Source organism: Kitasatospora xanthocidica (genome assembly GCF_014656195.1).
GTDB classification, from domain to species: Bacteria; Actinomycetota; Actinomycetes; order Streptomycetales; family Streptomycetaceae; genus Kitasatospora; species Kitasatospora xanthocidica.
The window spans coordinates 1-26,242 of record NZ_BNBY01000055.1 but is presented as its reverse complement, the minus strand read 5'-3'; the positions used below and the strand labels follow the sequence as shown (position 1 = coordinate 26,242).

The 26,242-nt window shown below is 73.4% G+C and carries 23 protein-coding genes; 12 read left to right on the top strand and 11 right to left on the bottom strand.

Annotation, left to right across the window (positions count from 1 at the left end; translation table 11 throughout):
* Positions 1-58: 58 nt before the first annotated feature.
* Both IE332_RS39980 and IE332_RS39975 read right to left on the bottom strand, forming a co-directional pair.
* Positions 59-844, bottom strand: a complete 786-nt coding sequence (locus IE332_RS39980; RefSeq protein ID WP_189926698.1) for a DeoR/GlpR family DNA-binding transcription regulator — start codon at positions 842-844, stop codon at positions 59-61.
* A 126-nt stretch (positions 845-970) separates the two neighbouring features.
* Entirely contained in the window at positions 971-1,651 is a 681-nt protein-coding gene (locus tag IE332_RS39975; protein ID WP_189926696.1) for a TetR family transcriptional regulator, read from the bottom strand.
* A 129-nt stretch (positions 1,652-1,780) separates the two neighbouring features.
* Between IE332_RS39975 and IE332_RS39970 the strand changes: the two genes are divergently transcribed.
* The 3 genes from IE332_RS39970 (at position 1,781) to IE332_RS39960 (ending at position 5,450) form a co-directional block, all read left to right on the top strand.
* The gene (locus IE332_RS39970; protein WP_189926694.1) at positions 1,781-3,052 is read left to right on the top strand and encodes an MFS transporter; all 1,272 of its coding nucleotides are present in this window, start codon (positions 1,781-1,783) and stop codon (positions 3,050-3,052) included.
* 71 nt (positions 3,053-3,123) lie between these two features.
* Entirely contained in the window at positions 3,124-4,323 is a 1,200-nt protein-coding gene (locus IE332_RS39965) for a glycoside hydrolase family 1 protein (protein WP_189926692.1), read from the top strand.
* Positions 4,324-4,520: 197 nt separating this feature from the next.
* Positions 4,521-5,450 carry an alpha/beta hydrolase gene (locus IE332_RS39960; RefSeq protein WP_189926690.1) on the top strand — a complete coding sequence of 310 codons (930 nt, stop codon included), beginning with the start codon at positions 4,521-4,523 and terminating at the stop codon, positions 5,448-5,450.
* A 15-nt stretch (positions 5,451-5,465) separates the two neighbouring features.
* Here the strand turns inward: IE332_RS39960 and IE332_RS39955 are convergent, their stop codons facing one another.
* Positions 5,466-5,891 carry a DUF3592 domain-containing protein gene (locus IE332_RS39955; RefSeq protein WP_189926688.1) on the bottom strand — a complete coding sequence of 142 codons (426 nt, stop codon included), beginning with the start codon at positions 5,889-5,891 and terminating at the stop codon, positions 5,466-5,468.
* 113 nt (positions 5,892-6,004) lie between these two features.
* Entirely contained in the window at positions 6,005-6,403 is a 399-nt protein-coding gene (locus IE332_RS39950; protein ID WP_189926686.1) for a YybH family protein, read from the bottom strand.
* Between the two features lie 141 nt (positions 6,404-6,544).
* Here IE332_RS39950 and IE332_RS39945 point away from each other — a divergent pair, with 141 nt between their 5' ends.
* Positions 6,545-7,471, top strand: coding sequence for an AraC family transcriptional regulator (locus IE332_RS39945; RefSeq protein ID WP_189926684.1), 927 nt, complete (start codon positions 6,545-6,547; stop codon positions 7,469-7,471).
* 175 nt (positions 7,472-7,646) lie between these two features.
* On the top strand, positions 7,647-8,324 hold the full coding sequence (locus tag IE332_RS39940) for an SEL1-like repeat protein (RefSeq protein WP_189926682.1): 678 nt from the start codon (positions 7,647-7,649) through the stop codon (positions 8,322-8,324).
* A 178-nt stretch (positions 8,325-8,502) separates the two neighbouring features.
* Here the strand turns inward: IE332_RS39940 and IE332_RS39935 are convergent, their stop codons facing one another.
* The 3 genes from IE332_RS39935 to IE332_RS39925 form a co-directional block, all read right to left on the bottom strand.
* The gene (locus IE332_RS39935) at positions 8,503-8,889 is read right to left on the bottom strand and encodes a VOC family protein (RefSeq protein ID WP_229929311.1); all 387 of its coding nucleotides are present in this window, start codon (positions 8,887-8,889) and stop codon (positions 8,503-8,505) included.
* A 139-nt stretch (positions 8,890-9,028) separates the two neighbouring features.
* On the bottom strand, positions 9,029-10,183 hold the full coding sequence (locus IE332_RS39930) for a methyltransferase (RefSeq protein ID WP_229929310.1): 1,155 nt from the start codon (positions 10,181-10,183) through the stop codon (positions 9,029-9,031).
* 462 nt (positions 10,184-10,645) lie between these two features.
* Positions 10,646-11,479, bottom strand: a complete 834-nt coding sequence (locus IE332_RS39925; protein WP_189926680.1) for a class I SAM-dependent methyltransferase — start codon at positions 11,477-11,479, stop codon at positions 10,646-10,648.
* Between the two features lie 358 nt (positions 11,480-11,837).
* Between IE332_RS39925 and IE332_RS39920 the strand changes: the two genes are divergently transcribed.
* Positions 11,838-12,623, top strand: a complete 786-nt coding sequence (locus IE332_RS39920) for a methyltransferase domain-containing protein (RefSeq protein WP_189926678.1) — start codon at positions 11,838-11,840, stop codon at positions 12,621-12,623.
* A 107-nt stretch (positions 12,624-12,730) separates the two neighbouring features.
* Here the strand turns inward: IE332_RS39920 and IE332_RS39915 are convergent, their stop codons facing one another.
* A complete protein-coding gene (locus tag IE332_RS39915) occupies positions 12,731-14,248 on the bottom strand; it encodes an MFS transporter (RefSeq protein ID WP_229929309.1) in 1,518 nt (505 codons plus the stop codon).
* A 358-nt stretch (positions 14,249-14,606) separates the two neighbouring features.
* On the opposite strand from IE332_RS39915, the gene IE332_RS39910 reads away from it, so the two are divergent.
* Positions 14,607-16,073, top strand: a complete 1,467-nt coding sequence (locus IE332_RS39910; protein WP_268256671.1) for an APC family permease — start codon at positions 14,607-14,609, stop codon at positions 16,071-16,073.
* A 61-nt stretch (positions 16,074-16,134) separates the two neighbouring features.
* On the opposite strand, the gene IE332_RS39905 is transcribed toward IE332_RS39910, so the two are convergent.
* The gene (locus IE332_RS39905) at positions 16,135-17,736 is read right to left on the bottom strand and encodes an ABC-F family ATP-binding cassette domain-containing protein (protein WP_189926676.1); all 1,602 of its coding nucleotides are present in this window, start codon (positions 17,734-17,736) and stop codon (positions 16,135-16,137) included.
* 190 nt (positions 17,737-17,926) lie between these two features.
* Positions 17,927-19,261: an NAD(P)/FAD-dependent oxidoreductase gene (locus IE332_RS39900; RefSeq protein ID WP_229929308.1), complete on the bottom strand. Its 1,335-nt coding sequence runs from the start codon at positions 19,259-19,261 to the stop codon at positions 17,927-17,929.
* A 342-nt stretch (positions 19,262-19,603) separates the two neighbouring features.
* Here IE332_RS39900 and IE332_RS39895 point away from each other — a divergent pair, with 342 nt between their 5' ends.
* The 5 genes from IE332_RS39895 (at position 19,604) to IE332_RS39875 (ending at position 24,261) form a co-directional block, all read left to right on the top strand.
* On the top strand, positions 19,604-21,121 hold the full coding sequence (locus tag IE332_RS39895) for a GlnX family signal transduction membrane protein (protein ID WP_189926674.1): 1,518 nt from the start codon (positions 19,604-19,606) through the stop codon (positions 21,119-21,121).
* A gap of 98 nt (positions 21,122-21,219) precedes the next feature.
* Positions 21,220-21,816, top strand: coding sequence for a helix-turn-helix domain-containing protein (locus tag IE332_RS39890; protein ID WP_189926672.1), 597 nt, complete (start codon positions 21,220-21,222; stop codon positions 21,814-21,816).
* A gap of 63 nt (positions 21,817-21,879) precedes the next feature.
* Positions 21,880-22,890, top strand: a complete 1,011-nt coding sequence (gene lepB, locus IE332_RS39885; RefSeq protein ID WP_189926670.1) for a signal peptidase I — start codon at positions 21,880-21,882, stop codon at positions 22,888-22,890.
* A gap of 383 nt (positions 22,891-23,273) precedes the next feature.
* Positions 23,274-23,507 carry a hypothetical protein gene (locus tag IE332_RS39880; protein ID WP_189926662.1) on the top strand — a complete coding sequence of 78 codons (234 nt, stop codon included), beginning with the start codon at positions 23,274-23,276 and terminating at the stop codon, positions 23,505-23,507.
* 94 nt (positions 23,508-23,601) lie between these two features.
* Complete coding sequence (locus IE332_RS39875; RefSeq protein ID WP_189926660.1) at positions 23,602-24,261, top strand: double zinc ribbon domain-containing protein; 660 nt, start codon at positions 23,602-23,604, stop codon at positions 24,259-24,261.
* 87 nt (positions 24,262-24,348) lie between these two features.
* On the opposite strand, the gene IE332_RS39870 is transcribed toward IE332_RS39875, so the two are convergent.
* Positions 24,349-26,049, bottom strand: coding sequence for an LCP family protein (locus IE332_RS39870; RefSeq protein ID WP_373313964.1), 1,701 nt, complete (start codon positions 26,047-26,049; stop codon positions 24,349-24,351).
* Positions 26,050-26,242 lie beyond the last annotated feature (193 nt).

Genomic DNA, 26,242 nt, shown 5'->3' with positions numbered 1-26,242 from the left:
GGCCTCCCTGATCCTCTGGCTCCGCGAACCGGCCAGATGATCATTTGTCAGACACGCCTTAGGCGCGCAGGACCTCGACGCCCTGCCCGCCGAGCTGCTCGACCAGCTCGTCCGGGGCGCCCTTGTCGGTGACCAGGACCGCGATCTCGCTGGTGGCGCAGACCTGGGCGAAGGCCCGGTGGCCGAGCTTGGTGGAGTCGGCGACCACGATCACCTTCTCCGCCCGCTCGGCCATCGCCCGGTTTGCGCTGGCCTCGCCCTCGTCGTGGGCGGTGGCGCCGTACTTCGGGTCGAACGCGTTCACCCCGAGGATCGCGTAGTCCAGCGAGAGCCCCTGGAGCAGCGTGGTGGCCAGTGGCCCGGTCAGTTCGTACGAGCTGGGCCGGGCCACGCCGCCGGTGACCACGGTCTTCACATAGGGCCGGACGGCCAGCTCATGGGCGATGTTGATGGCGTTGGTGACCACGGTCAGCGCGGTGCCGTGGGGGTGGTCGGCGAGGTCGGCCCGGGTGGCGAGCTCGCGGGCGACCTCCGACGTCGTCGTGCCGCCGTTCAGGCCGACCACCGCCCCCGGCCGGACCAGGCCCGCCGCGGCCCGGGCGATCCGGTGCTTCTCGTCCGCCTGACGCGCGGTCTTGTAGCGCAGCGGAAGATCGTACGCGACTCCGCTCAGCACCGCGCCACCCCGCGTGCGGGTGAGCAGCTGCTGGCGGGCCAGCTCCTCCATGTCGCGGCGGACCGTGGCCAGGGAGACGCCCAGCAGCTCCGCGGCCTCCGCGACCTCGATCCGGCCCTGCTCGCCCAGGATCTCCAGCAGCCGCGTCCACCGCTCGTGCGTGCTCATCGCCATTCCTCCGTCTCGTGCCGGGGGCGAGCGTATCGCGGCCGGACCTGGGTGATCACGTCCGGACGGTCTGCGCGCTCGGGACCGGATCGGCCCCTTCCGAGCACCGGCGATCAGGACGACGGCTCACGGCTGCGCGGGCGGCCCGCCCTCGCCAGGAGCGGTCGGACCGCCGAGGACCGGCAGCAGCGCGTCGCGGAGCCGGGCGAGGTCGGCGGCCATGTCGATCGAGGGGTCGAGGAGCCACTGGAGTTGCAGGCCGTCCGTGGCGGCGAGCAGGATGCGGGCCGCCCAGTCGGCACGGTCGTCCGGTCCGGCCGGCGCGGGTTCGGTCGCGGCTCGGCCCGCCGTGGACGCGTCGGACGTCATCGCCTCGGAGGCGGACGTCTCGGCCGTGATCGCATCGGACAGGCGTTGCCGCAGGATCCGGTACCGCTCGGTGAAGAACTCGTGCGCCGGGTGCTCCGGCTCGGCGGCCGCCGCCGCCAGGTCCACGAAGAGCTTGACCAGGCCCGGCGTGGCGGCGTTGTCCGTCAGCATCTCCGGGTTCCAGAGCGCCTCACGGTCGCTGCCGTAGCGTTCGGCGGCGGCGATGTCCCGGGCTTCGAGGACGGCGGTGAGCAGGGCCTCGCGGCTGCCGAAGTGGTGCAGCACGCCCGCGTCCGTCAGCCCCGCCCGCTCGGCGATGTCCTTCACCGACACGCCCCGGGTGCCTGCCTCCGCGTAGGCCGCCAGCGCGGCATCGAGGATCAGCTGTCGTTTCGCCGCGCTCTTCGCGTAGGGGCCCCGGCGGCCGCGTGTAGTCACCCGATCACTCTAGGGCCTGTTCTTTGAAAACCTTGCTTCGCTAAGTTTTGGATCGTACGGTGGCAGGACCGGGCGGTGCCCACACCCGCCCCGCACCCCCCATCACCAGTGCAGTGAAGGAGCCTGGCGATGTCCGATCTCCCCCTGTCAGCCCCTACGGTCGTGCTCGAAGCCACGAGGATCACCTCGGAGGCGTCACAGCCCTCGCGGATCCACCGCCTCGGGCCCGTCCTGCTCCTGGCGCACTTCGGCTGGCTGCTGCCGGCCGCCGCCGGCGCGACCCTGATCCAGGCCCTGCTCTCCCGGCTCGACGACCACGCGAAACTCGCCGACTACGCCGCCCTGAGCGGCATCGGAGCCGTGGCCGCGATGCTCGCCAACATCGTGTTCGGCACGCTCTCCGACCGCACCCGCTCCCGCTTCGGCCGTCGGAACCCGTGGATCCTCGGCGGTGGCCTCGTCGCGGCCGCATCGCTCGGCGCGATGTCGCTCGCCCACGGGTTCGCCGCGCTGGTGGCGGAATGGCTGGTGTTCCAGATCGCGCTGAACGCCTTCCTCGGCCCACTGATCGCGATCCTCCCGGACCGGGTCGGCCGGGCCGACCTGGGCAAGGCGTCCTCGTACGTCGGCGCCGGCCAACTCCTCGCGCAGAGCCTCGGCGGTGTGGTGGCCGGCTTCTTCCTCGCCGTCCCCGCCTCCGGGCTGCGCTGGCTGCCGTGGACCCTCGCCGCGGCCGCCGTCCTGGTCTTCGCCCTCGCCCCCGAACGCTCCAACCGGGACCAGCCCCGGGAGCGGTTCTCCCCGGCACGCTTCCTGCGATCCCTCCTGCCACCGGCCGACGCGGACTTCGCCCGGGCCCTGGTCGGCCGTTTCCTCGGCATCCTGAGTCTGGCGATCGTGCTGCTGTACCAGCTCTACACCCTCACCGACTACCTGCACCTGGACACCCCGGCCGCCGGGCGGGCGATCGCCACGGGGGGCCTCGTCACCGCGATCGCCTCCGTCGCCGCCATCGCGGTCTCCGGCCCGCTCTCCGACCGGTGGGGACGGCGCAAGGCCCTCGTGATCGCCGCCTCGCTGATCATGGGCGCTGCGGTGCTGCCCCTGGCCCTCGCCCCGTCGCTGTGGGCGTACTACGCCTTCATGGCCGTCGGCGGTCTCGGCTACGGCGCCTACATCGCCGTCGACCAGGCCCTGATGGCCGAGGTCCTGCCCGACCACGCGCACCGCGCCAAGGACCTCGGCATCCTCAACCTCGCCAACACCGCTCCGCAGATCGCCGCCCCGCTGATCGCCCTCGCCGTCGTGCCCGCCTTCGGCTTCCGCGCGCTCTTCGCCGTCGCGGCTCTGAGCGCGGTCGCCGGAGCCCTGTGCATCGGGCCGATCCGCCGCGTGCGCTGAGCGACGCGCCACGGACCGCACGCCGCTGACCGGGCCCCAACGCCCTCCCTCGCCCCCCGAAAGGCCCTCTCATGTTCGCCAACGCCGCAGGCATGCCGTTCCCGGACGAATTCCTCTTCGGAGCCTCCACCTCCGCCCACCAGACCGAGGGCGGCAACACCAACAGCGACTGGTGGCAGCTGGAACACCGCGACGGCTCACCCGCCGAGCCCAGCGGTGACGCCGCCGACAGCTACCACCGCTGGCCCGTCGACATGGACCTGCTCGCCGAACTCGGCTTCACCGACTACCGGTTCAGCATCGAGTGGGCGCGCATCGAGCCCGCGGCGGGCCACTTCTCCCGGGCTGCCCTCGCCCACTACCGCCGCATGGTCGAGGGGGCGCTGGAACGGGGACTGCGGCCGATGGTCACCCTGCACCACTTCACCTTGCCGCGCTGGTTCGCCGAACGCGGCGGCTGGCTGGCCCCGGACGCCGCCGAGCGCTTCGCCCGCTACGTGGCCGCGACCGCCCCGGTCATCGGCGAGGGCGTGCGGCACGTGTGCACCATCAACGAACCCAACATCCTCGCCGCCCTCGGATCACCCACCGCCACCTGGGGCGAGCATCCGCCGCCCGGGCTGCCGCTGCCCGATCCGGACCTGGTCGCCGCACTCATCGAGGCCCATCGGGCCGCCGTCCTCGCGGTGAAGGCGATCTCGCCGGAGATCCAGGTCGGCTGGTCGGTGGCCAACCAGGTCTACCAAGCCGTTCCGGGGGCGGAGACCGTCGCGGACGCCTACCGCCGACCGCGCGAGGACGTCTTCCTGGAGGCCGCCCGAGCCGACGACTGGATCGGCGTCCAGGCCTACACCCGTACCCGCATCGGCCACGACGGCCCGCTCCCCGTACCCGAGGAGGCAGAACGCACCCTCACCGGTTGGGAGTTCTACCCGGGAGCGCTGGGCGAGGCGCTGCGCCACACCGCCGACGTGGTCGGCGACGTCCCGATCATTGTCACCGAGAACGGCATCGCCACCCGCGACGACGACCGCCGTGTCTCCTACGCCCGCCACGCGCTGGACGACCTGGCGCAGGCGCTCGCCGACGGCCTCGACATCCGTGGCTACCTGCACCGGAGCGCCCTCGACACCTATGAATGGGGCTCCTACCGCCCCACCTTCGGCCTGATCGCCGTCGACCCCACGACCTTCCTCCGCGTCCCCAAGCCCTCCGCCCGCTGGCTCGGCCGCATCGCGCGCCGCGGCGTCCTCCCGTGGGCCGCCCTCTGATCGGCGGCGTCCGGTGCGGTGTCGGCATGGTGTCCGGCGCAGCGTCCGGGGCCGCGGCCCGCACGGCGTCGGCACGGTGCCCGGCGCGGTGTCCGGGAAGGTACGACACGCCTGCCCTCGATGCCGCCTCCCTCCGAGCGGGGAGCGACGATCCGAGAAACCCTGAAGAGGCCCCACGTCAGATGAGGAGAGACCCGATGTCCGACGAATCCGCGGTCCAGGCCGGGGCCCCGCTCCTGCCGCCGCCGTTCCTGCCGCCGCCGGCGCCCGCGGTCGCCGCGAACGGTGTCCGCCGCCACGAAGGCGTCACCTACGCCAGGACCCCCGGCTACCGCCCCCGCCTGCTCGACCTCCACCTGCCCGCCACCGGGGGGCCGTGGCCCGTCGTCGTCTGGATCCACGGCGGCGGCTGGGCCGACGGCGACCGCCGCTACCCGCCGCCCACCCTCCCCGCCGAACTCCTCTTCGGCTCCCTCACCGACGCGGGCCTCGCCGTGGCCACCATCGACTACCGGCACAGCCTCGAAGCCACCTTCCCCGCGCAGCTCCACGACGTCCGCGCCGCGATCCGTTACCTGCGCCACTTCGCCGACGACCTCGGCCTCGACCCGGCTCGCCTCGCCCTCTGGGGAGAGTCGGCCGGCGCCCACCTCGCCGTACTCGCCGCACTCGCCCCGCCCGTGACCACGGACGGCATCGACCTCGACGGCCAGGAGGGCGTCACCGCCGCCGACAGCGGTTCCCTCCGCGCGGTCGTCGACTGGTACGGCCCCGCCGACCTCGTGTCGGCCGCCGCCGCGTTCCCCGCCGTCCTGGCCCTGCCCCCGATCGGCAACCCGATGACCGCCCTGATCGGCGGGGAACCCGACGAACGGCCTGAGCTGGTCCGCGCCGCCAGCCCCAGCACCTACGCGGACCACGCCGGCCCGCCCTTCCTGATCATCCACGGCACGGCGGACCAGGTCGTCCCGCACAGCCAGAGCGAACTCCTCGCGGACCTCCTCCGGCCCCACACCAGCGTCGAACTGGTCACCGTCCCCGGTGCGGACCACATCTTCGTCGGCGCCGACATCGAACCGCTGGTCGCCCGCAGCGTCGCCTTCCTCGCCGACCACCTGGTGGGCTGAGACCCGCCCGGTCCGTCAGCGCGGGGGAACCGGCGAGGTGGGGATCACCCCGGTCATGATGAGCAGGGGGACGAGGATGAAGACCGTGCCGACGAGGGACCCCAGGACCGGCGTCTTCCAGTTCACCATCCCGGCGAACACCCGGACCCGGTCCGGACGGTCCGGCGGGTAGCAGAGCACCACCTCGCTGCCCGGCGGGCAGGGCCGCGCGAGGTACACCTGTGCCTCGCGCCAGTCCCCGCCCTCCGGGTCGTGGAAGCGGACGGCTCCCCGCCAGGCGGACCGGCCCCTGCCCGCGGGCTCCCGGGAGCAGCCGAGCACACGGCCGAGGACCTTCGTACCCTTGCGGGCACGGACGTGCCCGACGGTGCTGCGTGCCGCGGCGACCAACACGCCGACGCCCGCGATCATCATCAGCCACAGTCCGCCGTTCCCGGCCATTCCCCGCCCCTGTCCTCGTTCCACGCGCAGTCGGGTCATGCTACGGCGGGCCCCCGCGGCGGGCGGACCCGCCCACCGCAGACTCAGGCGGTGCCGACTCAGGCGGTGCCGACTCAGGCGGTGCCGAGCGGGTTGAGCAGGGTGAAGCGCCAGCCGCCGTCGGCGCCACGGCGGGCGACGTTGGCGGTGGTGCCGGTCGGAGCGAGCCGGCCCCCGCCGGGTCCGTCGACCTCCAGGGTCCAGTCGGTGACCAGGAGGGCGGTGTCCGCGCCGACCAGGGCGAGCCGAGAGACGTTCGTCAGCCTGCCGCGGGCGGTGACGGTCCCGCCGATCTCCGCGCGCAGCGCCTCGGAGCCGGTGATCTGCTCGCCCGTGACCGTGCGCATGCCCGCGCCGGGGGCGAACAGGGCCAGCACGCCGTCGACGTCCCCGGCGTTCAGGGCGTCCTGGAACAGGACCGGCAGCTCGGCGGGATCGGTGACGACAGGAGAAACAGGAGACACGGGAGACATGTGACGGGTCCTCAATTCACGAGACGGAGGTGACCGGACCGGCCTTCCGGCGCGGCGCCCGGTGCGGGCACCGGCCGTCCGGCCGTGACTCCACGATGGCCCGGCGGCCGTCTGCCGGACGAGGTAAGGTCCGGACCTGACATGGTCGAAAATGGACAGCGGGATGTCATCGACATCGCCTACGACAACCCCGACCGGCACCACGCCGGGATCGAGGTGCTGACCTACAGCGCGCTGAAGCGGCGTCTGAAGAGCTCGGTCGCCCGCCGGCCGAGCCGTCTGGACTTCCACCAACTCCTGCTGGTGCGCGGCGGCGAGGGCACCGCGATGGTCGATTTCGCCGCGCACCCGTGCACGCCCGGCACGCTTCTGCACCTGCGGCCCGGCCAGGTGCAGCGCCTGCCGACCGACGTGAACGGCCACCCCGCCGACCTCGACGCCGTCCTGCTCCTGTTCACCGGGCACTTCCCTCCGCCACTGCCCATGACCCGCGACGTGCTCGACGCCTTCGGCCCCGTCTCACGGCCACTGCCACCCGAGGAGTTCGACGCCTTCGACCGCGCCCTGACCGAACTGGCCACCGAATACCGGACGCTGCGCGACGAACGGACCACCGGTCCGGCCCCGCCCGTCGACGCGGAGCTGACCACGGCCTTGCTGCGCCAGCTCCTCGGCGCACTGCTGATCCGCATGGCGCGCCTTCCGGACCCGTCGGGCCGCCCCGCCCCGGCCACTCCCGGCTCGGCGCTCCACCTCGCCTTCCGGCGCGAGCTGGAGCGCTCCTACACGGCCACCCGCTCCGTCGAGGACTACGCCGCGCTGCTCGGCTACTCCCCGCGAACCCTGACCCGCGCCTGCCTGACCGTCACCGGCCGCACCGCCAAGCAACTCGCCGACGCCCGGGTCGCCCTGCAGGCGCAGCGGCTGCTCGCCCACACGGACCTGCCGGTGGCCGCGATCGGCCGTGCGCTCGGCTTCACCGAGGCCACCAACTTCGGCAAGTTCTTCACGCGTGAGACCGGCCGTACCCCGGGCGACTTCCGCCGCGCCCAGCGCTCGACCGGGTGAACGCGTCCGCCGACGGTTCCGGACGGCCCGGGGCCCGGGCCACGGAGGTGAACAAGCCCGGCGCCCGGGCACCGTCTGCCGGCGACAGGTGCTGCGAGCAGACGGTGAGACGTGCCGTGTTCCAGGAACCATCCAGGTCACTTGGCCGGCCGGCAGCTCTGGCAAGATCGCCGGCATGATATTTCGCCGCCTTCACCTCACCAGGAGCAAGGACCGCGGTCCGCTCGTAGGGCCGCCGTCCGGCTCGCCGGACGAGGGGACCGATGACGCGGCGGCCCCTGGAGCCGAGATCGAACTCGACGCCGACGGGCGGGTCACCCCGGAGTCGTTGGCGGCCGTCCGGGCAGACGCCGAGCGGGGCCTGCCGGTGGCGATGGCCAACTACGGGGCGGCGTTGCACGCGGAGGGTGACCAGGCCGGAGCGCTGCACTGGTACACCAGGTCCTGGGAGGCCGGGAACGTCGTCGCCGGCTTCAACCTCGGCACGCTGCACCAGACGGCCGGGAACCGGCACCAGGCCCGGCTCGTCTGGGAGCAGGTCGCCACCCGCGGCGATGTCGACGCCATGCTGGGCCTGGTCAGGCTGGCCTTCGAGCAGGACGACCGGCCGACGATCGAGCGCTGGGTGCCACGGATCTACGCCCAGGACCAGGCCTTCCCGATCACCGCGGTCGGAGTCGCCTTCGGCGAGCGCGGCTTCACCGCCGAGGCCCTCCGCGCCTTCACCATCGCCGGGGACCTGGGCGACGCGTACGCCATGGAGTACCGGGCGGAGATCCTCGAAGCCCGTGGCGAGCACGAGCAGGCCGCCGCCCTCCGGGCCCGCGCGGCCGAGGCCGAGCGCCTGTACTGACCAGGGCGGGCTCTCCGGGCCCGCCGGGAACGCCGGGAACGTCCGGGCTCTCCGGGAACGTCCGGTCAGACGGGTCAGGCTCAGCGATGGGCGGGGTCTTCTGCTGACCGCCTCCCGCCCGGGTCGGTGGGCCCGGGCGGGACGCGGTCGCCGCGATGTCGGTGAGGGCGGGCGGGTGTCACGTGGTGGTGCGTTCGTTCACGCAGAGGATGTTGCCTTCGCTGTCCTTGAACCAGGCGGCGCGCATGCCGTCGGCCTCGGCGATGCCGTTCACGGTCGTCAGGCCGGGGAAGTCGTAGTCCTCGAACGTGACGCCGCGGCTGCGTAGCGCTTCCATCTCGCTGTCGAGGTCGGCGACCTTGAAGCTGGCGAGCGTGTGGGCGGCCTGGCCGCCGCTGGGTGTCTCATAGACGCCGAACTCAGTGCTGCCGCATTGGAAGGTGAGCTCCTGGGGCTTCTCGTCGGTGAGCTTCAGGCCGAGGGTGTCGGTGTAGAACGCCTTCGCGCGGGCCAGATCGGCAGCTGGGATGATGGCTATCAGGGGTGCGTCTCCAAGCATGTCCATCGCCTCCTACCACCAGGCTAGGTACGTTGGCGCGGAGCTGCCCGGGGAAGCGAGGTGCCGGACCGGGCTGGGTCCCGCGGGGCGTGCGCCCACAGGTGGGACGGTCGGCTCCGCGGTGTGTGCGGCGGGTGGCGGGGTGCTACGCGGGCGCGAGCCGCCAGAGCGAGGTGACCTCGCCGGCGCGGGCGTGGTGGAGGGGGTTCGATAGGTCGGTGGCGGTGGCCCGTGGGTGACGGGGCCTGGTGTCGAGGCGGCCGGTGACGCGCAGGCCGGCCCGGGAGACCGCGCAGAGGAGGTCGGCGCGGGTGCGCAGCCCGAGGTGTTCGGCCAGGTCGGAGAGGATGAGCCAGCCCTCGCCGCCGGGCAGCAAACGGTCGGCCAGGCCGTCGAGGAAGCCGTGGAGCATCCGGTTGTCCCGGTCGTACACGCCCTGGTCGAGGGGGGAGGCGGGCCGGCCGGGGAGCCACGGGGGATTGCAGACGACCAGGGCGGTCCGGTCGGCGCCCGGTGGGTAGAGGGTGGTACCGGCGGTCTCGATGCGGTCGGCGACACCCAGTCGGCGGGCGTTGTCGCGGGCGCAGGCGAGCGCCCTGGGGTTGGTGTCGGTGGCCAGGACCCGGCGGAGGCCGCGCCGGGCGAGGACGGCGGCGAGCACGCCGGTGCCGGTGCCGAGGTCGTGGGCGGTGGGGTGGGTGAGGGCGGCCGGTGGCAGCGGTGCCCTGGCGACGAGGTCGACGTACTCGCCGCGGACCGGGGCGAAGACCCCGTAGTGGGGGTGGATGCGGGCGCCGAGTGCGGGGACCTCGACGCCCCGGACGCGCCACTGGTGGGCGCCGATCACCCCGAGGAGCTCGCGCAGGGACACGATTCTGTTGTCAAGGAGCGGTCCGTAGGCTGCCAGACCGGCCTCGCGGACGTCGGGTGCCCGGTCGAGCCTGACGCGGTGGTCCGTGTCGAGCGGCACCAACAGCATGCCGAGGACACGCGCCTGGCGGGCGCGCTCGCGGCGGTGCCTGCGGAAGGCCTCGGCCGGGGAGTCGGGGACGGATCGGGGTCGGGGCCGCTCGGCGCGGCGGCGCATGGCGTGCAGGAGGCGGAGCGCGTCGGGGTAGGCGCCCTGCCAGAGCAGGGCGGTGCCCTCGCAGGCGAGCCGGTAGGCGGCCTCGGCGCGCAGGGAGTCGTCGGCGGCGATCAGACGGCGTGGTGGGGGCGTGCCGTTCTCGCTGTGCCAGGTGGCGGGCAGGGCGGAGAGAGCGAACGGGGCGGTGGTGATGGGCCGGTGGGTGTCGGACACCGGGGCTCCTCGTGGTCGAACGTGCGGGGGGCACGAAGAGCACTTCGACGAGGAGGTGAGCAGCAGCTGCGCCGAGCAGTGACGTCGCCGGAACAACAGGCCGGGTTACCGGAGGACGTCAGGCCGGGTGCGGCTCACGCGTCGAAGCGCGAGCCGGGGTGTCACCGAGCACGAGGCCCGGCACAGCTGCCGATGGTATGCCGCTGGTCATGGCGGGCCTCCCTTCCTGAACGCGCTGGTCCTGCACGGTTGTTCGTACGCTTTCACAGCGCGTGGTCGGTTCGCAACCGATTTATCACCGGCCCCGCGGCCGTCCGTCCCGCACGCGCTCCAGGACCCCCGCGCCGAACAGTTCGTACAGCGGAAGGGTGTCCGGCTGGACGTAGCCGATGTGGCAGGAACGGACAGGACAGCGCGAGCGCGGCCGGGCGGGCCGGCGGGGGCGGCCCGGTCCCGCAGGACTCAGGGCACGCGGGCGATCAGGACGGGCTGGAAGAACCCGGTGTCGGCGGGCAGCTTCCACTCGGTCCCGGAGAAGCCCGCCTCCACGGCGAAGGCGGTCAACTGGGCCTGGGTGATGGCCCAGTAGGTGGAGCGGTGGACGTCGACCTGCCACTGCCCGGCGTCGTCCGGCCGCATCTGGAACAGCTCCAGGTCGTACCGCTCGCCGTCCTCGTGCCACTGCCAGAGCTGGAAGACGACGGACCGTCGCCCGTCCCGTTCGGTGGTCTGCGGCGGGGTGGCGGACGGCCGGCTGCGGCGCAGCTCGTCGTACGGGCGGGTGGTGAGCAGCAGCAGGCCGCCCGGGCGCAGGACGCGGCGCATTTCGCCGAGGGCGGCCAGTACGTCCTCGGGGGTGAGGAGGTGGGGCAGCGCGTTGTCGGCGCACACGACGACGTCGAAGCGGCCGTCCGGAAAGGGCAGTTGCCGCATGTCGGCGGCCGCGGTGGCGAGGTGGAGCCCGCGCTGGACAGCCTCGACGGCGGCGCGGCCGGCGGCCACGGGGCTGAGGTCGGTACCGGTGACCCGGTGTCCGAGCCCGGCGAGCCCGATCGCCTGGGTGCCGATACCGCAGGCGCAGTCCAGCACCTCGGTGGCGCCGTCGCCGGGGCGGTCGGGGAGCCGGTCACCGGCCCGGTCATCCGTGCGGTCACGGGGCCGGTCACCGAGCCGGTCGCGGATCAGGGTGTCCAGCGCGGCGCCCTGACGGGCGACGGAGGCCTCCCAGTCGGCGTAGAGGAGGTGGTAGCCGGCCGCGAAGTCGTCGTAGAACCGGGCGATCGGGGAGCTCGTCATGCCGCTATCCTCGCGGAGCCCACGGGCGAGGGGGCGGGAATCCACCGGTCGCATCGTCGAGCCGGGCGGCCGGGCAGCCGGAAAGCCGAGAGCCGGCAGCCGGGAACCAGGAGAGCCCAGGGGAGGGCGGACGGGTGGAGCAGCCGGTCGAAATGCCCCAAGGGTCCTGGTGGGACCGGGACGTCGTCTCCTGGTTCCAGGGCGAGCTGCGACGGGCCGCCGGGCCGCCGGGCCGCCGGGAGCACGGAGCTGAGGGCCGGGCTGGTGCTGCGCCACGGGCCCGGCACGGCGCCCGCCGGCCTCCCACGCGGCACGGAATCCGGTGGCCGTACGGTGCCACCGCCGGGATGATGCGGGCATGCGCACCTTCGAAGAGCTGATCGCCGAGGCCGAGGCCGTGTCCGTGGACGGCTGGGACTTCTCCTGGCTGGACGGCCGGGCCACCGAGGAACGCCCGTCCTGGGGCTACCAGCGGTTGCTGTCCGAGCGGCTGGCCACGGTGGCGTCGGCCCTGGACATCCAGACCGGCGGCGGCGAGGTGCTGGCCGGTGCCCTGCGGCTGGCGGAGCCGCGGGGTTGGCTCCCGCCCGTGGTGGCGGCCACCGAGTCCTGGCCGCCGAATCTCGCCCGCGCGACGCGGCTGCTCCACCCGCTGGGCGCACTGGTCGTGGCGGACCAGGACGAGCCGCCGCTGCCGTTCGCCGACGAGGCCTTCGAACTCGTCAGCAGCCGGCACCCGGTACGGGCGTGGTGGACGGAGATCGCCCGGGTGCTGCGGCCCGGCGGCAGCTACTTCGCCCAGCACGTGGGACCGGCCTCCGTGTTCGAGCTGGTCGAGTACTTCCTCGGTCCGCTGCCGGAGGCCCGGGAGGGCCGCCGCCCCGATGTCGAGAGCGCCGAGGCCCGGGAGGCGGGGCTGGAGGTGGTCGACCTTCGCTCCGAGCGGCTGCGGATGGAGTTCCGCGACATCGGCGCGGTGGTGTACTTCCTGCGCAAGGTGATCTGGATGGTCCCGGGCTTCACCGTGACCGCGCACCTCGACCGGCTGCGCGAGCTGGACGCGCGGATCCGTGCCGAGGGGCCGTTCGTGGCCCACTCGGCACGGTTCCTGATCGAGGCGCGGAAGCCGAAGCCGAAGCCGTAGCGGAAGCCGATGCCGTAGCGGAAGCCGTAGCCGGAGCCGTAGCGACTGAACCGTCGAGACCCGGGGGGAGCGCCCCAGGGCACCGCAGCCGAGGCGCCGTCGCGGCCTCAGGCCTCCTGGCGGTCGATCTGGTCCTCCCGGACCAGCCAGAGCGCGAGGGCGGCGCCCACGAGACTGACCACCCCGCCGAGCAGCAGCACGATGTTGAGGCCGTCCAGGAAGCCGGCCCGGGCGGCCGCCTCGGCCGCCGCCCGGGCCGGCTCGGGGAGTGCGGCGAGTGCCTGCGGCAGGCTGCCGGAGGAGGCGGCCTCGATCAGCTCGCGCGGACGGGCCCCCTCCGCGATCGGCGTGCCCGCCGTCAATTCGCGGACCTTGTGGGCGCCCCGGCCGACGAAGATCGCCCCCCAGACGGCGATGCCGACCGCGATGCCTACCTGCCGGAAGGTGTCGTTGATGCCCGCCGCCATGCCGCTCCTCTCCTTGGGCACCACGCTCACCGCGACGTCGGCGATCACCGGGTTGATCAGGCCGACGCCCGCGCCGCCGACCAGGAACCCGGCCAGCAGGCCGGTCCAGGTGTCCCCGGGCTGGACGTCGCCCATCAGGAGCATGCCCGCGCCGACGGCGATCAGGCCGACGCAGAGCATCAGCCGCGCCGGCACCCTGGAGAGCAGGGCCCCGGCCACCGGTGCCACGAAGAAGCTCAGCACCGTGATCGGCAGGTACCGCACGCCGGCCGCGAACGGGGAGAGCCCGAGGTAGTTCTGCAGGTACAGGGTCAGGTAGAGGAAGAGCGCGAACAGGGAACTGGAGACCGCGAACGCGGCCAGCTGCACACCGGTGAACGCGTGCAGGCGGAACAGCCCGAGCGGCAGCATCGGCTCCGGGACACGGAGTTCGACCAGCACGAAGACGATCAGGAGGACGGCGGCGGCGGTGAACAGCCCCACGATCAGCGGGCTTCCCCAGCCCTCGGTGTTGCCCCGTACCAGGGCGAGCACCAGCAGGAACAGGCCGGTGCTGAAGGCCGCGACCCCGGCCCAGTCGATCCGGGTGGCGTTCGGGTCGCGGCTCTCCGCCAGCTTGAGGTAGGTGACGGCCAGGGCGGCGGCCCCGATCGGCACGTTGACGTAGAAGATCCACTCCCAGCCGAGCGAGTCCGTGAGCGCCCCGCCGATCAGTGGTCCTACGGCGACGGCCATCCCGATGGTCGCCCCGTAGATGCCCATCGCGGTGCCGCGCTCGCGGCCGGGCGGGAACTCCTGGGCGACCAGGGCGAGTGAGACCGCGAACATCACCGCGCCGCCCACCCCCTGCACGGCGCGGGAGACGTTGAGGAAGAGCGGGCTCGGCGCCAGTGCGCAGAGCAGCGAGGCGCCGGAGAAGATCACCAGCCCCGCGGCGAAGGCCCGGCGGCGCCCGAGCCGGTCGGCCAGCGAACCGGCCGTCAGCACCAGGGCGGCCAGCGAGAGGGCGTAGGCGTCGAACACCCACTGCAGGTCGGTGAAGCTCGCGCCCAGGTCCTTGCGGATGGACGGGAGGGCGACATTGACCACCGTGATGTCGAGCAGCAGCATGAACGTCGCGACCGAGACCGCGATCAGCGTCCACCACTTGCGTTGCACCGCTGTCGGTCTCCTTCGGGGGATGGCGTACGGTCGCCGGCCGCGGTTCGGCGGCGGTGCGGTCGACCGTACGCAACGCCCTCGCCCGAACCGGGGCCGACACGGCCGGACGCGCCGAGGGAGGCCCTGTCCGGCGCAGGTCCGAGGCCGGACCGGAGAGACGGCGAACCTTGCGCACTCCCTTGACGGATTAAGTTACCTTCCTTAACTTGATCCCCGCTCCCCATCTCCCGTCCTCCCCATCTCCCGTCCTCCCCATCTCCCGTCCTCCCCATCTCCCGTCCTCCCCGCTCCTCCCCGCTCCTCCCCGCTCCGCTCCGCAGTTCTTCGCTCCGCCCCCCACACCCTGGAGCCACCTGTGTCCTCAGGACTCGCCCGGAGAATCGGCCTCTTCCAGGCCACCGCGATCAACATGAGCCAGATGTGCGGCATCGGCCCCTTCGTGACGATCCCGCTGATGGTCGCCGCGTTCGGCGGTCCGCAGGCCGTCGTCGGCTGGATCGCGGGCGCGCTGCTCGCCCTGGTCGACGGCCTGGTCTGGGCCGAACTCGGCGCCTCGCTGCCCGGGGCCGGCGGGACCTACGTCTACCTGCGGGAGGCCTTCCAGTACCGCACCGGGCGGCTGATGCCGTTCCTGTTCGTCTGGACGGCGATGCTCTTCATCCCGCTGATCATGTCCACCGGCGTGCAGGGCCTGGTGCAGTACCTGGCCTACCTGTGGCCGCACATGACGACGGGCCAGGGGGACGTCGTCGGCGTCGCGGTGCTCGCCCTGGTGGTGCTGTTGCTGTGGCGCCGGATCGAGTCCATCGGCGCGATCACGGTCGGCATGTGGGTCGTGATGATCGTCTCGGTCGGTGCGGTGATCCTCGCCTCCTTCACCGACTTCCACCCCTCGCTGGCCTTCACCTGGCCCGCCCACGCCGTCGAGCTCACCCACGGCCGGTTCTGGATCGGCTTCGCCGCCGGTCTGACCATCGGCATCTACGACTACCTCGGGTACAACACCGCCTCCTACCTGGGCGCCGAGATCAGGAACCCGGGCCGGGTCATGCCGCGCGCCATCATCTTCTCGATCACCGCGATCATGGGTATCTACCTGCTGATGCAGATCGGTGTGCTCGGCGTGGTCGACTGGCAGGACATGCTCGACCCGGAGAACGTGGCCTCCAAATCGGTCGCCTCCGCGGTGCTGGAGCGGACCTGGGGCAAGGGCGCGGCCGACGCCGTGACGGTGCTGATCCTGATCACCGCCTTCGCCTCCGTCTTCACCGGTCTGCTCGGCGGCTCCCGGGTGCCGTACGACGCCGCCCGCGACGGGATGTTCTTCCGCTCCTTCGCCAAGCTGCACCCCCGGCACGGCTTCCCGGTCCTCGGCCTGGTCGCCATGGGCGGCATCACCGCCGCGGGGTTCCTGGCCGCACGGCACCTCGGCAGCTCCGCCGAGCACCCGCCGCTGAGCATCCTGATCGCCCTGCTGACCAGCGTCATGGTGATCGTCCAGGCGCTCGCCCAGATCGCGGCCGTCACGGTGCTCCGCAGACGGCAGCCCGGCCTCGCCCGCCCGTACCGGATGGTGCTCTACCCGCTGCCGAGCGTCGTCGCGGCGATCGGCTGGCTGGTCATCTACGGCTACGCGGACAAGGCCAACGAGGGGGTTCACCCGATCGAGTGGTCGCTGGCCTGGGTCGCCCTCGGCGGCCTCGCCTACCTGGTCTGGTCGAAGGCCGAGGGCGCCTGGCCGTTCGGGCCGAAGGAGATCCGCGAGGAGTTCCTCGACGCCCAGCGCGCCGACACCGTGACCGCGGACACCGGGACGAGGTAACCCGGTGGCCGGACGGAGCGACTGCCCGGCCCGGTGAAGGACGGGCAGCCGCGGCCGCCGCCTACGCCTGGGTGACCAGGTCCAGGTAGGAGTCGTGCCAGAGGTCCTCGTCGCCGTCCGGCAGGAGCAGGACGCGGTCCGGGCGGAGGGCCGTGATGGCGTCCGGGTCGTGGGTGACCATCACGATCGCGCCCGGGTAGGTGCCGACCGCGCCGAGGACCTCGGTGCGGGAGGCCGGGTCCAGGTTGTTGGTGGGCTCGTCCAGCAGCAGGACGTTCGCTCCGGAGTGGACCAGGGCGGCCAGCGCGAGACGGGTCTTCTCGCCGCCGGAGAGGACGCCGGCGGGCTTGTCGGCGTCGTCGCCGCGGAAGAGGAACGCGCCCAGCACGTGCCGGAGTTCGCCGTCGTCGAGGCCGGGCGCGGCCTGGGCGAGGTTGTCGCGGACGCTGCGGGCCGGGTCGAGGGTGTCGTGCTCCTGGGCGAAGTATCCGAGCCGCAGCCCCGGACCGGGGACGACCCGGCCGGAGTCCGGGGTCTCGTGCCCGGCCAGGATCCGCAGCAGGGTGGTCTTGCCGGCGCCGTTGAGGCCGAGCACGACCAGTCGGCTGCCCCGGTCCACGGCCAGGTCGAGGCCGGCCAGCACCGGCCGGCCGCCGTAGGACTTGGCGAGGTCGACCGCGCCGAGCGGCATCCGGCCGCAGGGTGCGGGCTCGGGCAGCCGGATCCGGGCGGTGCGTTCGGCCTGCCGGACGGGTTCGAGCCCGGCGAGCATCCGGTCGGCGCGGCGGGCCATGCTGCGTGCGGTGGTCGCGGTGGCGACGTTGGCCCGCATCCGGTCGGCCTGGGCGTGCAGCGAGGCGGCCTTGCGCTCGGCGTTGGCCCGCTCCCGGGTGCGGCGGCGCTCGTCGGCCGCCCGCTGGGTGAGGTAGGCCTGCCAGCCGGTGTTGTGGACGTCGATCGCGGCGCGCTGCGGGTCCAGGTGGAAGACCCGGTTGACGGTCTCCGCCAGCAGTCCGAGGTCGTGGCTGATCAGCACCAGCCCGCCCCGGTGGGTGGAGAGGAAGCCGCGCAGCCAGGCGACGGAGTCGGCGTCGAGGTGGTTGGTGGGCTCGTCCAGCAGCAGGGTGCCGTGGTCGGCGAACAGGATGCGGGCCAGTTCGACGCGGCGGCGCTGACCGCCGGAGAGGGTGCCGACGGGTGCGTCCATGACCCGGGCGGGCAGCCCGAGCCCGGCGGCGACCCGGGCGGCCTCGGCCTCGGCGGCGTAGCCGCCCCGGGCTTGGAAACCGGCCTCGGCCCGCGCGTACGCGGCCATCGCCCGGCGTTCCTCCTCCGCCGAGCCGGCCAGGGCCATCGCCTGCTCGGCGGCGCGCAGCGCGCGCACGGCGGCGTCCAGGCCGCGGGCGGACAGGATGCGGTCGGTGACGGTGGCGGCCGGGTCGGCGGCGCGGGAGTCCTGCGGGAGGTAGCCGACCGCTCCGGTCCGGGTGACCGTACCGGCGGCCGGCGCCAGCTGTCCGGCGAGGGTGGCGAGCAGGGTGGTCTTGCCGGCGCCGTTGCGGCCGACCAGGCCGATCCGGTCGCCGGGGGCGATGTGCAGGGTGACGTCGGACAGCAGCAGACGGGCGCCGACGCGCACGTCGACACCGAGGGTGGTGATCATGGGGTAACGCTCCGAAACGACTGGCGGACACACGGGTGGCGTGGAGGCGGGTCCGTCAGCTAGGAGATTCGGGGCGTGGACATGGGGGCCAGGGTAACGGGCGGCCGGAGCGGGCGCACACGAATTACGGGTGCACCCGCTCCGTCGCCCGGGGTCGGGGGCGGGCCAGGTCGGGCCGGGTCTGCTCGGATCAGCCCCGCAGGACGGCGCCGAGCACCGACGGCCGGAACAGCAGCGAGGGCGGTTCCACCAGGGACAGCACCTCGTGGAACGCCTTCGTGACCACCGGGTTGCGGGTGGCGCCGACCAGCACCTTGTCCAGGAAGCGGTGCTGGAGCGTGAGCAGCGCCCCGGCCGGCGCGCCGGTGGTGGTGGCGAAACGGGCGTCCTCGGCGCAGGACATCACCCACGGGTCCTTGGACGCGGCCGCGATGGCGCGCCGCGCGTCCCGGGCGGCGGCGTGCCCGATGCCGTCGTGCCGCAGCGTGGTGCGGCGCAGCGCCCGGGCGCAGAACAGGGCGACCGTGACCCCCTGGCCGTACACGGGGTTGAAGGTGCTCACGGCGTCGCCGACCACCACCAGGCCGTCCGGGCACTCGCGCTCGTAGTGGCGCCGCACGCCCGGGCCGGGGAGGAAGCCGCGCACCTCGCCCGCCGGCTCGGCGTCCCGCAGCGCCTCGCGGAGCAGCGGGTCGCGCAGCCCGGCCAGGTGCTTGGTGAACCCCTCCTCGCCGGGTTCCGGCTCGGCGCCGCGCATCCCGGCGAGGCTGACGATCCAGCGGTCCCCCTCGACCGGCAGCAGCACGCCCATCCGCGGCGCGTCCGGGGCCTTGGTCTGCAGGTAGACCGCCTGGGCGCCGAGGTCGACGCCGGCCGGGCGGTGGAACAGGCGCGAGGAGTACGCGACGCCCGCGTCCACCCGCTCCTCGGGTGCCGGGCGGCAGCCCAGCTCCGCCAGCCACTTCGGCACCGAGGTCGAGCGGCCCGCCGCGTCGACCACCAACTCGGCCGGGATCTCGCGCACTTCGCCGCGCTCCGGGCCGCGCTCACGCACCTTGACCCCGCGCACCACGCCGGCCGACCCGAGCAGGCCGACCACGTCGGTGCTCTCCAGGAACTCGATCGAGGGGGCGGTGCGGACCCGGTCCAGGACGAGCTTGTCCAGCACCGGCCGGGTGCAGGAGAGGAAGGACATCTCCGCCGCGTACTCGGCCATCCACCCGGCGGAACTGAGCCACCTGACCTCCGAGATGGCCACCTGGCGCGCACCCGCGGACGTCAGCTCCTGCTTGATCCCGGGCATCATCTCCTCCAGCAGCCGGTGCCCGGCCTCCAGCACCAGGTGCGCGTGCCGGCCCTGCGGCACCCCGGCCCGGAACACCGCCTCCGCCGGGTAATGGTCCCGCTCCACCACGATGATCCGGTCGGCGCGGCCTCGCAGCGCCCACGCCGCCGCCAGCCCGGCCAGCCCGCCGCCGATCACCACAGCCGTGCCCCGCCCCAGGGCCTTCTCCGAAGTCGTCATGACACGTAGCGTAGTGGCGCGCGCGGACCTCCGTCACCGCTTCACGTCTCTCCACCTGGCTGAACACCGGTCCGCCCGGCCACTGTTGACGCCCGCTCCGGACCGCCGTGCCGAGCACGCGCACGTACGGGCGCGCCCCGCGACCGGTCCGTGGAGCGATGCCCGCGCTAGGGACGCGTCAAGAACGGTGCTCCGTGGCGTCAAGGAGGCGTCAGGGGCGCCTCGCCGTGGGGGGTGCGGCGCTAGCGTCGCGCGGCGGAAGAAACGGTTCTGCGGTCCGGGGTCGGCGGGTGCGTCCCGGGCCTCGGCGGACCGTGCCACGGGGGAAAGGGACGTACGGTCATGGCGACCTCCACAGAGCACAGGGCGAGCACGTCGACGGAGGACGGCTCACCGGAGACGGCGGAACCCGCCCCGCCGAGCCCGTCGGCCCGCCTGGCGCGGGGAGTCCGCAGGCTCGGCAGCCGGGCGCACCGGACCACCCCGCGGCTGGTGCGCGGCCTCACCGCGCTGAGCCTGGCCGCCCTGCTCGGCCTCGGCGCCACCGCCACCGCCGTGCTCGTCGGGGCCCGCGACGGCACCGACACCATCGGCCACCGGGCGGCCCCGCAGGCCACCCGCGCCGCCGACCTGTACTTCGCGCTCAGCGACATGGACGCCCAGGCCGCCAACCTGCTGCTGGTCGGCGCGGATCCCGACTACACCGCGCTGCGCGAGCAGACCCTGGACACCTACGAACGACGCCGTGCCCAGGCCGACGACGACCTGCAGCAGGCCGCCCAGGCGGCGGCCGACGACCCGGCCGGACAGCGCGCCGTCCAGCTGGTGCTCGGCCGGCTCGGCAGCTACGAGGCCCTGGTGGCCCGGGCGCAGCTGCTGGAGGAACAGGCCGGGTCCCCTGCCGGGCAGCCATCGCAGGCCGCGCTGGAGACCTACCGGCAGGCCACCGACCTGCTGCGCCGGCAACTGCTGCCCGCCGCCGACCAGGTCACCGTCGCCAACGACGCCTCCGTCGAACGCGTCTACCAGCAGCAGCGCGACGACCTGGGCAGCGGCCGGTGGTGGCTGCTCGCCGTCGGCTTGCTCGCCCTCGTCGTGCTGTTCGGGCTCCAGCGCCTCCTCGCCGTGCGCTACCGCCGGGTGGTCAACCCGGCGCTGGCCGCCGTCACGCTGCTCACCGGCGCGGTCCTGGTGACCGGACTGAACCTGGTGGGCCGGGCCGAGGACCACCTGGTCACCGCCAAGCGCAACGCCTACGACTCGGTGATCGCGCTCAGCCGGGCCCGCGCCGTCGCGTACGACATGAACGCCGACGAGAGCCGCTACCTGATCGACCCGGCCCGCGCCGTCGCGTACGAGCAGGCCTTCCTGGAGCAGACCCAGGCGATCGCCCGCATCGACGGCGCCACCCTGGCGGACTACGACGCCCGGCTGGCCGACGCCGCCCGGCGGCACCGCGCCGACCACGCGGCGGTCCCCTTCGGCGGCTACCTCGGCAGCGAGCTGCGCAACGTCACCTTCGCGGGCGAGCGGGAGGCGGCCGAGCGCGTGCTGGACACCTTCCAGCAGTACCAGACCACCGACCGCAGGATCCGCGAGCTGCGCGGCGCGGGGAAGCTCAAGGAGGCGGTCACGCTCAACACCGGGCTCTCGAAGGGGCAGTCCAACTACGACTTCGAACAGCTCGGCGACGCGATCGGGGACACCATCGCGATCAACGCCACGGCGATGGACCGGGCGGTCGCCGCGACCGACGGCGATCTGGACGGCACCACGGCGGCGTTGGCGGCGGGCGCGCTGGCGGTGGCGCTCGGCCTCACGGCGGCCGGGGTGCGGCCGCGGCTGCGCGAGTACCGGTAGCCGGCCGGTCCTCGGGGGCGTCTTCAGGTCCCCGCAGGCGGGGGCTCACCCGGGTGCCGGATTGACAATCGCCCTTGCCGTAGCGGCAAATGGCAGGCATGGCCGACGAAGAGTTCGAGAACGTCCTCACCACGGTGGGCCCCCGGCTGCGGGCCCTGCGCCGGGAGCGTGGCACGACGCTCGCCAAACTGGCCGCCGCGACGGGCATCTCGCTCAGCACCCTGTCCCGGCTGGAGTCCGGGCAGCGCAAGCCGACCCTGGAGCTGCTGCTGCCGCTGGCCCGGGAGTACCGGGTGCCGCTGGACGAGCTGGTCGGCGCCCCGGCCACCGGCGACCCGCGGATCCACCCGCGCCCGGTGACCAGGCACGGCCAGACGATCATCCCGCTCACCCGCCACCTCGGCGGGATGCACGCCTTCAAGCACATCGTGCCGCCGGGCCGGAACACCGAGCCCGAGCCGGAGTTGAAGGTCCACGAGGGCTACGAGTGGCTGTACGTGCTGTCCGGGCGGCTGCGGCTGGTGCTCGGATCGCGCGACCTGGTGCTGACAGCCGGCGAGGCCGCCGAGTTCGACACCCGGACCCCGCACGCCTTCGGCAACGCCGGCCCGCAGCCGGTGGAGTTCCTGAGCCTGTTCGGCCCGCAGGGCGAGCGCATGCACGTCAGGGCGCGGCCGGGAACCTCTGTTCGGTAGGTTCGTTCCTGACAGGGGGTCTTCGTCGAGACTCCCGTCGGGCCGTCGGGAGGGGCCGAGAACATGAGTGTGCAGCAGAGCGCGGAGTCCGGCGAGAGCGACGGAGCCGGGGAACGCGGCGCGGCCGGCGGCGGCCGGGCGGGCGCGGCCACCGGCACGGGAGCGGCCGCGGCGTCGGGACCGGTGACGGCCACGGGTACGGTCCCGCCGGAGGGTACGGGCGGGGCCCCGGGTTCGGCCTCTGCCCCGGGCGCGGGGCGGGAGTCGGACGCGCAGGCGAAGCGTCCTCGGAAGAAGCGCCCGTTCTGGCAGGAGCTGCCGATCCTGCTGGTGATCGCCCTGCTGCTCTCGCTCGGCATCAAGACCTTCTTCGTGCAGGCGTTCTCCATCCCCTCCGGTTCGATGGAGAAGACCCTGGCGATCGGTGACCGGGTGCTGGTCGACAAGCTCACCCCGTGGTTCGGCGCCGAGCCGGAGCGCGGGGAGGTGGTGGTCTTCAAGGATCCGGGCGGCTGGCTGGAGGGCACGCCGGTGGCGGCCGGCGACGACTTCATGGGCACCGTCCAGAAGGCGCTGAGCACCGTCGGCCTGATGCCCTCGGCGGACGAGAAGGACCTGATCAAGCGGGTGATCGCGGTCGGCGGGGACACCGTGCAGTGCGAGGCGGGCGGTCCGGTGAAGGTGAACGGCGTCGCCCTGGACGAGCCGTACCTGTTCCCCGGCTCGACGCCCTGCGACAACGACCCGGTCGGCACCATCACCGTGCCCAAGGGCAAGCTCTGGGTGATGGGCGACCACCGCAACAACTCGCGGGACTCCCGCTGGCACCACAACGAGACCGGCGACGGCTTCGTGCCGGTGGACAACGTGGTCGGCCGGGCGTTCGTGGTGGCGTGGCCGCTGTCGGACTGGTCCACGCTGCCGGTGCCGGACACCTTCGACAAGGTGCCGTCCGGGGCCGCCGGCTCCCCGGCCGAGGCACCGCCCGCCCCGGCGGCGCTGGCGCTGGCCGGGGTCGTGCCGGTGGCGCTGTGGCGGCGTCGGCGCTCGGCCCGCAAGGACGGCCGGGGCTGACCGGCACCGTCGTGCGGGGGCTGACCGGAGAGCGGGGCCGGCCGGAGCCGTCGTACCGGGGCTGACCGACACGTCGTACCGGGCCGGTCTCGAGGATCGGCCCGACCGGCTTCTGTGGAACCCCTCCCACCGTTCTCTACACGCCTGTAGAGTCCAATGGGTGAGCTGCACCCCCGGCCGTTCCGGCCACCCCGCACCGGGTGGCCGGAGCGGCCCGGGCCGGGTCGGGAGGCGGAGCCGTGATGGAGAGTCAGTGCGGTCCCCGGCGTGCCGGGGCACCGGAGAAGGACCCGACGGTCACCATGGTCCCAATGGTTCCCACGGCCCCATCGATTCCCACAGCCCCATCGATTCCCACGGCCCCATCGGTTCCCGTGGTCCCAATGCTCCCCACCGCCCCGGCGGACCCCGCGGAGCGCGACGTCCGGTGGGTCTACCAGCCGGTCGAGGTGGACCTCGGCGACGGCACCTGGGCACTCGGCCGGATCAGCGGCTGGTGGCAGGACGCGGCCGGCCGGCCCTGGTGCCGGCTGCGGGTGGGCCGCAGCGGGCGGCCCGCGTGCTGGGAACGGTTCGACCCCGAGCGGGTGTTGCTGCTCCCGGTCTCCGGGCTCTGAGCGGCGAACCGGGATCTTTCGCCGGAACCGTTCGGCGAATCCCGTCGTCCCTGCGAGCGACCGCCGACATCCCACCTCAGCGACCGGGGACGACGTGACTTCGGAGATCTACTTCAGCAGCAACCACCGCGACCTGTGCGAGCAGCACGGCACCGGCGCGGGCTTCCAGTTCGAGTTCTACTGCTACCGCTGCTCGGACACCTGGCGCTCGCCGTTCGAGGCGTTCCGCACCGGCCAGGTGGCCGGTTGGATCGGCAAGGGCGTCAGCGCGGCCTGGAACCTCATCGGCGGCAGCGCCGGCACCATCAGCAACGCCGCCGACGGCCTGGCCGGCCACACCTGGGGCACCGCACGGGACGCCGCGTTCCAGCGTGCGATCACCAACGCCCAGACGCACTTCAACCGTTGCGCCCGGTGCACCCATTACGTCTGCGGCCGCTGCTTCAACCCGGCGCAGGGCCTCTGCTTCAGCTGCGCCCCGGACACCGCGGCCGAGGCGGTGGCGGCGCAGCACCGCGGCCTCAACGACTCGGTCACCGAGCGCGCCTACAAGGCCGGGCAGGAGTCGGGCGCCGGGTTCGACGTCAACGCGCAGCGCCAGCTGGTCTGTCCGCAGTGCCACACCGAGACGCACGGCACGCCGTTCTGCCCGGGCTGCGGGTTCCGGCTGGCGCAGGCCGTCCAGTGCACCGGCTGTCACCAGGACGTCCCGGACGGCGCCGCGTTCTGCCCGTCCTGCGGGACGAGACGCTGACCCCTCCCGGACACGTACGGCGGCGGGGCGCCCCCGGACCACCGGTCCCGGGGCGCCCCGCCGTTTCGCCGGGGGACGGGCGGTGGCTCAGCCGTACGAGACGTTGGCGCAGGGGTCGTCGTCGGCCGAGCGGGCGGTGCCGCTGACGCTGGTGGGCAGCGGGGCCGGGGTGGCGCCGGCGGCCGGGGCGGCGGCGGTCGTCGGGTTGGCGGCCGCGAAGTCGTGGCCCAGGACGACGCTGACGCCGCGTCCGCCGGGCTGGACGGTCGCCCCGGGGAACAGCTTGGCGACCGCCTCGGCGGAGCCGCGCTCGCCCGCGCCGTACTCGACGACGGTGCTGCCGCGGGACTTCCCGGCCGCGTTGCCGACGGTGGTGACGGTGTAGCCGGCGCCCTTGACGGCCTCCGCGGCCTTGCCGCCGAGCCCGTTCTCGCCGGTTCCGTTGAGCACGGCGACCTTGACCTCGGCGTTCTTGGCGTCGGGGGCCTTGGCGTCGGGGGCCCTGGTCTCCGGGGCCTTGGCGTCCGGGGTCGCGGTCGGGGTGGACGTGGCCCCGGCGGCGGGGGCGCTCGCGTCCTGGCCGTCGATGGTGCGGTCGGCCTTGAGCGCGGCCCAGAGCTGGTCCACGTCGGGGTGGACCAGGGCGACCCGCGGGCCCTCGTAACGCCAGGGGGCGGTGAGGAACTTGACGTCGTGCAGGTCCACGTTCTTGAGGGACATGGCGAAGTCGAGCAGTTTGGCGGCCGAGCCGAGGCCGGGGTCGACGGTCAGCGACTTGGTGGCCGCGTCGGCGAGCGGCAGCAGGGTGGTCGGGTCCATGCCGCGGGACTTGACCTCCTTGATGAGGGAGGACAGGAAGGCCTGCTGGCGCTTGGTGCGGCCGATGTCGGAGCCGTCGCCGATGCCGTGGCGGACCCGGACGTAGTCGAGCGCGGCCTGGCCCTCCACCTTCTGCTTGCCCTTGGCGAAGAGCAGCTTGCCCTTGCGGCCCAGGTTGGGGTTGAGGTCCCCCTCGTGGATGTCGTTCGGCAGGCAGACCTCGACGCCGCCGACGGCCTTGGTCATCGAGGCGAAGCCGTTGAAGTCCACCACGATGGTGTGGTCCACGCGCAGGTTGGTCAGCTTCTCGACGGCGTTCTGGGTGCAGGCCGGGTTGCCCTGGTCGGTGTCGCCGACCGAGAAGGCGCTGTTGAACATCACGTTGTTCTGCGCCTTGGTCCACGTGCCGTTGGGCAGCTTGCACGGCGGGATGGAGACCAGGGTGTCGCGGGGGACGGAGATGCCGACGGCGTGCTTGTGGTCGGCGTAGACGTGCAGCAGGATCGCGGTGTCCGAGCGGGCGCCGCCGTCCCCGCCGCCGCCCAGGTCGTTGTTGCCGTTGCCCCGACTGTCGGAGCCGATCAGCAGGACGTTGACCGGGGTCCGGCCCTGGGCGTCCGGGGCCGCGGCCTCCGGACGGTCCTTGCTGACGGCGTCGCCGTCGAAGGTGCTGATGTTGCTGTCGAAGCGGTAGTAGAGGGCGCCGCCGGCGAGGACCAGGAACGCGGTGCAGCCGGCCGTCGCCCAGAGCACCTTCTGCTTGGTGCTGCGTTTGGGCTTCTTCTTGGCCCGGCTCGACGGGCGGTCGCCGGTCGGGTGGTTGTCGGCCGGACGGTCGTTCGCTATGCGGCCTTCGCCCTGTCCACTCTGTTCGCCCGGTCCGGGGGCTCCCTTTCGGCCTGCCGCCCGGCGTCCGCCCGTCCGGTTCGGTGAAATCTCGGCGTCGGGGGAACCCTTGCGGCCAGACACGTCGTCATCCTCCACAGTTGCCACGGATCCCCCCGCGGGGCGGCGGGTCCGCACGGCCCGGGGCCGGAGCCGATCCGGCCGGGGCCCGTCGCTAAACTTTTACACCGCTGTAGAACTTCAGTGGAGCATACTAGGGCGTGTTTTAGAAGGTCATCCGTCCTGATGTCAGGCTCATCGGATGGGGCGGGGAGAT

Excerpts from the sequence above, each read along its gene's own strand:
- lepB (WP_189926670.1), top strand. The coding sequence starts at position 21,880 with ATGAGTGTGCAGCAGAGCGCGGAGTCCGGCGAGAGCGACGGAGCCGGG.
- IE332_RS39880 (WP_189926662.1), top strand. The coding sequence starts at position 23,274 with ATGCTCCCCACCGCCCCGGCGGACCCCGCGGAGCGCGACGTCCGGTGG.
- IE332_RS39970 (WP_189926694.1), top strand. The coding sequence starts at position 1,781 with ATGTCCGATCTCCCCCTGTCAGCCCCTACGGTCGTGCTCGAAGCCACG.
- IE332_RS39890 (WP_189926672.1), top strand. The coding sequence starts at position 21,220 with ATGGCCGACGAAGAGTTCGAGAACGTCCTCACCACGGTGGGCCCCCGG.
- IE332_RS39960 (WP_189926690.1), top strand. The coding sequence starts at position 4,521 with ATGTCCGACGAATCCGCGGTCCAGGCCGGGGCCCCGCTCCTGCCGCCG.
- IE332_RS39900 (WP_229929308.1), bottom strand. The coding sequence starts at position 19,261 with ATGACGACTTCGGAGAAGGCCCTGGGGCGGGGCACGGCTGTGGTGATC.
- IE332_RS39935 (WP_229929311.1), bottom strand. The coding sequence starts at position 8,889 with ATGGACATGCTTGGAGACGCACCCCTGATAGCCATCATCCCAGCTGCC.
- IE332_RS39925 (WP_189926680.1), bottom strand. The coding sequence starts at position 11,479 with ATGACGAGCTCCCCGATCGCCCGGTTCTACGACGACTTCGCGGCCGGC.
- IE332_RS39980 (WP_189926698.1), bottom strand. The coding sequence starts at position 844 with ATGAGCACGCACGAGCGGTGGACGCGGCTGCTGGAGATCCTGGGCGAG.
- IE332_RS39940 (WP_189926682.1), top strand. The coding sequence starts at position 7,647 with ATGATATTTCGCCGCCTTCACCTCACCAGGAGCAAGGACCGCGGTCCG.
- IE332_RS39950 (WP_189926686.1), bottom strand. The coding sequence starts at position 6,403 with ATGTCTCCCGTGTCTCCTGTTTCTCCTGTCGTCACCGATCCCGCCGAG.
- IE332_RS39955 (WP_189926688.1), bottom strand. The coding sequence starts at position 5,891 with ATGGCCGGGAACGGCGGACTGTGGCTGATGATGATCGCGGGCGTCGGC.
- IE332_RS39895 (WP_189926674.1), top strand. The coding sequence starts at position 19,604 with ATGGCGACCTCCACAGAGCACAGGGCGAGCACGTCGACGGAGGACGGC.
- IE332_RS39920 (WP_189926678.1), top strand. The coding sequence starts at position 11,838 with ATGCGCACCTTCGAAGAGCTGATCGCCGAGGCCGAGGCCGTGTCCGTG.
- IE332_RS39905 (WP_189926676.1), bottom strand. The coding sequence starts at position 17,736 with ATGATCACCACCCTCGGTGTCGACGTGCGCGTCGGCGCCCGTCTGCTG.
- IE332_RS39945 (WP_189926684.1), top strand. The coding sequence starts at position 6,545 with ATGGTCGAAAATGGACAGCGGGATGTCATCGACATCGCCTACGACAAC.
- IE332_RS39965 (WP_189926692.1), top strand. The coding sequence starts at position 3,124 with ATGTTCGCCAACGCCGCAGGCATGCCGTTCCCGGACGAATTCCTCTTC.